At 71.9% G+C, this 7,467-nt stretch carries 7 protein-coding genes; 2 read left to right on the top strand and 5 right to left on the bottom strand.

The features are described from left to right. Nucleotides 1–163: 163 nt before the first annotated feature. Together purH and purN are read right to left on the bottom strand one after the other, a co-directional pair. Nucleotides 164–1,735 carry a bifunctional phosphoribosylaminoimidazolecarboxamide formyltransferase/IMP cyclohydrolase gene (gene purH / locus NIE79_RS05360; RefSeq protein ID WP_238677486.1) on the bottom strand — a complete coding sequence of 524 codons (1,572 nt, stop codon included), beginning with the start codon at nt 1,733–1,735 and terminating at the stop codon, nt 164–166. Then, the gene (gene purN / locus NIE79_RS05355; RefSeq protein ID WP_091406347.1) at nt 1,732–2,352 is read right to left on the bottom strand and encodes a phosphoribosylglycinamide formyltransferase; all 621 of its coding nucleotides are present in this window, start codon (nt 2,350–2,352) and stop codon (nt 1,732–1,734) included. The genes purH and purN overlap by 4 nt, the downstream gene beginning before the upstream one ends. 290 nt (nt 2,353–2,642) lie before the next feature. Between purN and NIE79_RS05350 the strand changes: the two genes are divergently transcribed. After that, the gene (locus NIE79_RS05350) at nt 2,643–3,197 is read left to right on the top strand and encodes a DUF4190 domain-containing protein (RefSeq protein ID WP_210783383.1); all 555 of its coding nucleotides are present in this window, start codon (nt 2,643–2,645) and stop codon (nt 3,195–3,197) included. 54 nt (nt 3,198–3,251) lie between these two features. Here the strand turns inward: NIE79_RS05350 and NIE79_RS05345 are convergent, their stop codons facing one another. Further along, nucleotides 3,252–4,541 carry a cell division protein PerM gene (locus tag NIE79_RS05345; RefSeq protein ID WP_238677485.1) on the bottom strand — a complete coding sequence of 430 codons (1,290 nt, stop codon included), beginning with the start codon at nt 4,539–4,541 and terminating at the stop codon, nt 3,252–3,254. 200 nt (nt 4,542–4,741) lie between these two features. Between NIE79_RS05345 and NIE79_RS05340 the strand changes: the two genes are divergently transcribed. Continuing rightward, nucleotides 4,742–5,008, top strand: coding sequence for a hypothetical protein (locus NIE79_RS05340; RefSeq protein WP_091406354.1), 267 nt, complete (start codon nt 4,742–4,744; stop codon nt 5,006–5,008). A gap of 73 nt (nt 5,009–5,081) precedes the next feature. Here NIE79_RS05340 and sucD read toward each other — a convergent pair whose 3' ends face one another. Together sucD and sucC are read right to left on the bottom strand one after the other, a co-directional pair. Next, a complete protein-coding gene (gene sucD / locus NIE79_RS05335) occupies nt 5,082–5,969 on the bottom strand; it encodes a succinate--CoA ligase subunit alpha (RefSeq protein WP_238677484.1) in 888 nt (295 codons plus the stop codon). A gap of 2 nt (nt 5,970–5,971) precedes the next feature. After that, nucleotides 5,972–7,150 carry an ADP-forming succinate--CoA ligase subunit beta gene (gene sucC, locus NIE79_RS05330; protein WP_091406357.1) on the bottom strand — a complete coding sequence of 393 codons (1,179 nt, stop codon included), beginning with the start codon at nt 7,148–7,150 and terminating at the stop codon, nt 5,972–5,974. Between the last annotated feature and the right edge of the window lie 317 nt (nt 7,151–7,467).

Genomic DNA, 7,467 nt, shown 5'->3' with positions numbered 1-7,467 from the left:
GCCCCCGCCAGACACTCGGCTGGGCAACCCCAGCCGAGCGCCTGGACCACCTCATCGCCACCTGACGATTGCACTCACCCCTTGACCCCAAGCCGGCCTGTCGCCCGTCAACCCCATGATCAACCCGCCCTGTGCTGGGCGGGACGGGGTCTGGCCCCGGGGGTTAGTGGAAGAAGTGGCGGGTTCCGGTCAGATACATCGTTACGTTGGCCTTCTTGGCCGCTTCGATGACCTCTTCGTCGCGGATGGAGCCACCGGGCTGCACGATTGCGCGGACCCCGGCGTCGATGAGGATCTGCGGGCCGTCGGCGAACGGGAAGAACGCGTCCGAGGCGGCGACCGAGCCGCGGGCCCGGTCGGCGCCGGCGCGGCTGACCGCGAGCTGCGCCGAGTCGACCCGGTTGACCTGACCCATGCCCACGCCGACGGTGGCGCCGTCCTTGGCGAGCAGGATCGCGTTGCTCTTCACCGCGCGGACCGCCCGCCAGGCAAACGCGAGGTCCCGCAGCAGTTCCTCGTCGGCGGCCTCGCCGGTCGCCAACTGCCAGTTGGCCGGGTCGTCGCCGGTGGCGTTCACCCGGTCGGCGACCTGGGCCAGCACGCCACCGGTCACCTGCCGCAACTCCACCAGCGCCGGCTTCCAGGCCGGTGCCCGCAGCAGACGGATGTTCTTCTTGCCCTGCAACACCTCGACCGCGCCCTCGTCGAAGCCGGGGGCGACCACCACCTCGGTGAAGATCTCGGCGACCTGCCGGGCCAGCTCGACCGAGACCGACCGGTTGACAGCGATGACGCCGCCGTACGCCGACACCGGGTCGCAGGCGTGCGCCCTGCGGTGGGCCTCGGCGACGTCCGCGCCGACAGCGATGCCGCACGGGTTGGCGTGCTTGATGATCGCCACCGCCGGCTGGTCGGCGAAGTCGTTCGCGGCCCGCCAGGCGGCGTCGGCGTCGACGTAGTTGTTGTACGACATCTCCTTGCCGTGCAGCTGCTCGGCCTGGGCCAGCCCGGCCGGGGCGTCCGGGTCGGTGTAGAGCGCGGCGGGCTGGTGCGGGTTCTCGCCGTAGCGCAGCGCTGCGGATTTGCGCAGCGCCAGCCCCGCGAACTGCGGCCACCAGTCGTCGGCGGGCGCCAGCTCCTGGGCGCACCACTGGGCCACAGCCACGTCGTACTCGGCGATGTCGGCGAACGCCCGGGCGGCCAGCGCGCGACGCTGGGCCAGCGTGAAGCCACCCTCGCCGAGCGCGCCGAGCAGGGCCGGGTAACCGGCCGGGTCGGTGAGCACGGCGACCGAGGCGTGGTTCTTGGCGGCGGCCCGCACCATCGCCGGGCCACCGATGTCGATCTGCTCCACGCACTCCTCGACGCCGGCGCCGGAGGCGACGGTGGCCTGGAACGGGTAGAGGTTGGAGACCAGCAGGTCGAACGCCGCCACGCCCAGCTCGTCGAGCTGTGTCACGTGCGTGTCCTTGCGCAGGTCCGCGAGGAGGCCCGCGTGCACCTTCGGGTGCAGGGTCTTCACCCGGCCGTCGAGAACCTCGGGGAACCCGGTCACCGTCTCCACCGGCGTCACCGGCACCCCGGCGGCGGCGATGGTGCCCGCCGTGCTGCCGGTGGACACGATCTCCACACCGGCCGCGTGCAGGGCCTGAGCCAGCTCGACCAGCCCGGTCTTGTCGTAGACGCTGACCAGCGCCCGCCTGATCGGGCGGCGCCCGTCCTGAGTGGGACTCACGGAACCGTGACCTTCCTTCCGGTGATGGTCCAGCCTTCGCGGACCAGCCGACCGACCTGCTCGACGAGCTGGCGTCGCTCGGCTTCCTTGATGCGCTCGGTGAGCGTGTCGACGTCGTCGTCGTCCAGCACCGGCACCGCTACCTGCGCGACGATCGGCCCGGTGTCCATGCCGGCGTCGACGAAGAAGAGGGTGGCTCCGGTGAGCTTCACGCCGTAGGCGAGGGCGTCACGCGGGCCGTGGATGCCGGGGAATGCCGGCAGCAGCGTGTTGTGGGTGTTCAGGTAGCGGTCGCCGAAGGCGGCGAGGAAGTGCGGGCCGACCAGCTTGAGGAAACCTGCGGAGATGACCAGGTCGGGCTGGTGCTTCGCGACGTGCGCGGTGAGCGCGCGGTCCCAGTCTTCCCGGGTGTCGTGATCGCGGACCCGCTCGACGAAGGTCGGCACCCCCGCCGCGTCGGCCCGGTCCAGGCCCGCGATGCCGTCGCGGTCCGCGCCGACCGCGACGACCTGAGCGCCGTACGCAGGGTCGGCGGCGGCATCCAGCAGCGACTGAAGGTTGCTCCCGGAGCCGGAGATGAGGACGACGATGCGGGCGACAGGCGCGGGCTCGGTCACCGGGTCACCCTATCGGGCAGGTCAGGGACGCCCTTCGACTGGGCGGTACGCCGATCTTCGACGGCGCCGACGTGCGTCGACCCGGTACGCTGCCGCTCGCTCGGGCCGAACGCCGCACCGGCCCACACACCGCCCCTGATCCGGCACACGAAGCGGTCGACAAGGGCCTGTTTGCCTGCTTTGGGAGACATGTCGTCCTGTTGCTGTACTGGGCTTTGGGAGGACTGACCGCGATCATGGATGGAAACAAAGAGCACCAACTGACGGAACCAGTCCAAGGAGCTTCTCGAATGCAGCCCGGTAACCCCGGTCAGGACCCGTACGGCCAGCAGCCCAACCAGGACCCGACCGCTCCCCAGCCGCCGGCCGCCCCGTACGGCCAGCAGCCCACCTCCGGCCAGCCGTACGGCCAGCAGCCGCAGGACCCGTACGCCGCGCCGCAGGCGCCGTACGGTCAGCAGCCCACCTCGGGGCAGCCGTACGGTCAGCAGCCGCCGTACCAGGACCCGTACGCGCAGCAGCAGCCGCCGTACGGCGCCGGCCCGACGTACCCGAACGCCGGGTACCCGCAGGCGCAGGGGCAGAACAACACCCTCGGCCTGGTGTCGATGATCCTCGGTATCGCGTCGATCCCGCTGATCTGCTGCCTGTACCTGGGCATCCCGGTCGGCATCGCTGGCATCGTGACCGGCTACCTCGCCAAGCAGAAGGTGGCCCAGGGCCAGGCCAACAACGCCGGCCAGGCCAAGGCCGGTCTGATCTGCGGCGCGGTCGGCGTCGGGCTGGGCATCCTGCTGCTCATCCTGAGCGTCGTGGCGCAGGTCAACCTGCCCACCCAGCCCTGACAGGCTCGGATTCGACGGGGCGCTCCGGGGTTTCCCGGGGCGCCCCGCGCTCGTCTACTGCGCGGGGCCTCGGGTCAGCGCCCGGGTGGCGGCGGCGCCGAGCAGCGCGCCGACCGCTATGACACCGGCCGCCACCGCCCCGACCTGCCAACCCACCGGCCCGACCTGGGCCAGCCGACCGGCGCCGAGCGGCCCGCCGGAGACCGCCGCGGCCGCACCCAGCACCACACCGGCGACTGGCCCGGCCAGCGCCGCCGGCGCCAGCAACTCGGCCCAGCGCTGCGCAGCCCGCTCCGGCCCGGCGAGTCGGGCCACCCGCCGGGCGAGCAGCCAACCGGCGACCATCCCGGCCAGCACCGGCACCGCGAGCAGTAGGGCGCCGAAGCCGTCCACCGGGCCGCGCGGCAGGCCAGCGAGCAGCGGCACGGCCGGCAGCGCGCCGACCGACACCTCGCTGGTGCGGACCGCGGTGTCGGTCCCGACCGCGAAGCCCGGCCCGAGCAGGTAACTGGTCGACCAGACCGCCGCGTTGGGCGCGTACGCGACGCTGACCAGTGTGATGCCGGCCTGCCCGGCGACCCCGGTCCGGTACGCCCCGATCATGTCGGCAGCGTCGCCGCCGCCGGTGGCCACCGCCAGGCCGGCCGCGCCCGCGCCCGCGCCGAGCAGCAGCAGCCCGGCCACCAGACCGGTACGAACGCCGTCACGCACCGGGCCCGGCAGTCGGGTGACGAGCAGCCGGGTCACCGCGGTGATCCGGACCGCGCCGACCAGCGCGGCGAGTGTGCCGACCGCCGCGAACGTGCCACCCGCCCGGATCACTGACACCTCCGGCCCACCGGTGCCGACCAGCACCGCCGCGAGCGCGCCGAGCAGCGCGTACGCGATGCCGACCGCGACCGCGGCGAGCAGCGCCCGGCGCGGCGAGCGGGTGTCGCGAGCACCGATCGCGCGGCTGACGTGCACACCGGCGCGGGTCAGCCGCCAGAGCGCGAGCACTGTCAGCGCCAGCGGGGCGAGCCCGAGCGGCCCGGACTCGGTGTGCAGCGGCACGCCGTGCCCCAGCAACCAGCCGGCCAGCGTGGTGCGCAGGGTGCCGGTGAGGGTCGTGGAATCCGCGCCGAGCTGCACCAGGCCGAGCACGATGGCGACCGGCAGGTACGAGGTGAGGGCGGCCCAGCAGGCGGCCACCCCGGCGGCGACGGCCAACGGCGCCCGCCCGCGCGGCGACCCGCCCGCGCGGGGCGCGGGCACCCGCCGGGCCGGTGCGGCACGGTCGACCGGCCGGTCGTCGGCGCGCACACCGCCGGAACGGCTGGGACGGTCAGGGGTGACGGGGGACATCCGCTCTACTCTGGCACGTCGCGCGGGCGGTGGCAGTCCGTTAACCCCTCCTAAGGTCGGCGAGTTCACCGAACCGACGTCCTGCCCACCCGGGCCGGTCTAGCCTCGGCCGTGAGGGGGCGCGAGTCGCCGCCACCCGGGACGGGCTCGCCGGTCGCGGTCCGGACCGGCTCGTCGCCCATGACCGCTCGGAGGACGCTGTGACGACGCCATACCCGCCTCCCCCACCACCACCGGCCCAGGGACGCGACCGCACCACCCTCTGGGGCGTGCTGGGCATCGTGCTGGGGCTGATCTGCTGCGGCATCTTCGGCATCGTCTTCGGTTACCTGTCCATCCGCGACGCCCGGCGGTACGGGCAGTCGCCGCTGCTCGGTTACCTCGCCATCGCGTTCGGCGTGATCAACATCATCGGCGGGGCGATCTTGCGCTCGACCGGCAACTACCCGTTCTGGAACAACGACTGACCAGCGCGGAGCGCGCGTACGCCGAAGGGGGTCGACCGTGATCGGTCGACCCCCTTCGGCTTGCCTGACCGGCTCAGTTGCCGGACATGATCTCCCGCATCAGCTTTGCCGTCTCGGTCGGCGTCTTGCCGACCTTGACGCCGACGGCCTCCAGCGCCGCCTGCTTCGCCTCGGCGGTGCCGGCCGAACCGGAGATGATCGCCCCGGCGTGACCCATGGTCTTGCCGGGCGGAGCGGTGAAGCCGGCGATGTAGCCGACCACCGGCTTGGTGACGTTGGCCTTGATGAACTCGGCGGCCCGCTCCTCGGCGTCGCCACCGATTTCACCGATCATGACGATGGCGTCGGTCTCCGGGTCGGCCTCGAACGCCGCGAGGGCGTCGATGTGGGTGGTCCCGATGATCGGGTCACCGCCGATGCCGACGCAGGTGGAGAAACCGATGTCGCGCAGCTCGTACATCATCTGGTAGGTCAGCGTGCCGCTCTTGCTGACCAGGCCGATCCGGCCGGAGCCGGTGATGTCGGCCGGGATGATGCCGGCGTTGGACGCGCCCGGCGAGGCGATGCCCGGGCAGTTCGGCCCGACGATCCGGGTCCGCTCACCCTGCGCCACGTTGTAGGCCCAGAACGACGCGGTGTCGTGCACCGGGACGCCCTCGGTGATCACCACGGCCAGGCCGATCGCGGCGTCGATCGCCTCGACCACTGCGGCCTTGGTGAACTGCGGCGGCACGAAGATGACCGTGACGTCGGCCCCGGTCTCGGCCATCGCGTCCGCGACGGACGCGAAGACCGGCAGCTCGGTGCCGTCGAAGTCGACAGTCTGGCCCGCCTTGCGCGGGTTGACGCCACCCACCACGTTGGTGCCGGCGGCCAGCATCCGCCGGGTGTGCTTGGAACCCTCGGAACCGGTCATCCCCTGGACGATGACCTTCGAGTCCTTGGTCAGCCAGATAGCCATGATCAGACCCCCGCAGCTGCCAGCTCGGCGGCCCGCTCGGCCGCACCGTCCATGGTGTCCACCCGCTGCACGAGCGGGTTGTTCGCGCTGTCCAGGATCGCCCGGCCAGCTTCGGCGTTGTTGCCGTCGAGGCGGACGACGAGCGGCTTGGTGACCTGCTCGCCGCGCTGCTCCAGCAGGGCCAGCGCCTGGATGATGCCGTTGGCGACCTCGTCGCAGGCGGTGATGCCGCCGAAGACGTTGACGAAGACGCTCTTCACGGCCGGGTCGGAGAGCACGATCTCCAGCCCGTTCGCCATCACCGCGGCGCTCGCGCCGCCGCCGATGTCGAGGAAGTTGGCCGGCTTGACGTTGCCGTGCCGCTCACCGGCGTACGCGACCACGTCGAGGGTCGACATGACCAGACCCGCGCCGTTGCCGATGATGCCGACCTCGCCGTCGAGCTTGACGTAGTTGAGGTCCTTGGCCTTGGCGGCCTGCTCCAGCGGGTCCACAGCGGCCTGGTCGACCAGCGCCTCGTGGTCCGGGTGCCGGAACGCCGCGTTCTCGTCCAGGCTGATCTTGGCGTCGAGCAGCAGCATCCGGCCGTCGCCGTTCTTGGCGAGCGGGTTGACCTCGACCAGGGTCGCGTCCTCGGCGACGAACGCCTGCCACAGGCCGACGGCGATCTCGACCACCTGGTCGGCGACCTCGGCCGGGAAGCCTGCGGCGGTCACGATCTCGCGGGCCTTGGCCTCGTCCACGCCCTTCACGGCGTCGATCGGGGCCTTCACGACCTTGTCGGGGGTCTCGGCGGCGACCTGCTCGATGTCCATGCCGCCGGCGACGCTGGCGATGCAGAGGAAGGTGCGGTTCGCCCGGTCGAGCAGGTACGAGAAGTAGTACTCCTCGGCCACGTCCGCGGTCACCGTGATCATGACCTTGTGGACGGTGTGACCCTTGATGTCCATGCCGAGGATGTCGGTGGCCCGAGCCACCGCCTCATCCGGGCCCTCGGCCAGCTTGACGCCGCCGGCCTTACCTCGGCCGCCGACCTTTACCTGCGCTTTGACGACCACACGGCCGCCAAGGCGTTCGGCGATCGCGCGGGCCTCTTCCGGGGTAGTGGCGACGCCGCCGGCCAGCACGGGCAAGCCGTGCCGCTCGAACAGGTCCCGCCCCTGGTACTCGTACAGGTCCACGATTGCGCGTCCCGTCCCGTCTCCGCGGCGCGCCGTCGCGCCGCCACCAGCGTTCAGAAAACAGTTTGACGCCTGTCATCAGTTGAAACAGGCCATTGGCCGCAGCCTAGCGAGGCCGGCACCACCGGCAACCGAGCGGGTGCACGGTGTGCGGTAATGCACAACCGGACATCAGGTGTGGCCGGTTTCCGGCCATGACTCGGGTGGCATCCACCGTCCGGGCGATGTTGTCCGGCTTGCGTAACCCTGCCGTGGGGGCGTCGTTGAGTCAGATGTCGGAGCGCTGAACAGCGCAAAGACGGGATACGGCCGATGCC

This window comes from Micromonospora trifolii (genome assembly GCF_022229005.1).
Classification (GTDB): Bacteria; Actinomycetota; Actinomycetes; order Mycobacteriales; family Micromonosporaceae; genus Micromonospora; species Micromonospora trifolii.
This window is presented reverse-complemented; position numbering and strand designations above follow the sequence as displayed.

Bases quoted from the DNA above. Each gene is read 5' to 3' on its own strand.
- NIE79_RS05350 (WP_210783383.1), top strand. From the start codon at position 2,643: ATGCAGCCCGGTAACCCCGGTCAGGACCCGTACGGCCAGCAGCCCAAC.
- NIE79_RS05345 (WP_238677485.1), bottom strand. From the start codon at position 4,541: ATGTCCCCCGTCACCCCTGACCGTCCCAGCCGTTCCGGCGGTGTGCGC.
- sucD (WP_238677484.1), bottom strand. From the start codon at position 5,969: ATGGCTATCTGGCTGACCAAGGACTCGAAGGTCATCGTCCAGGGGATG.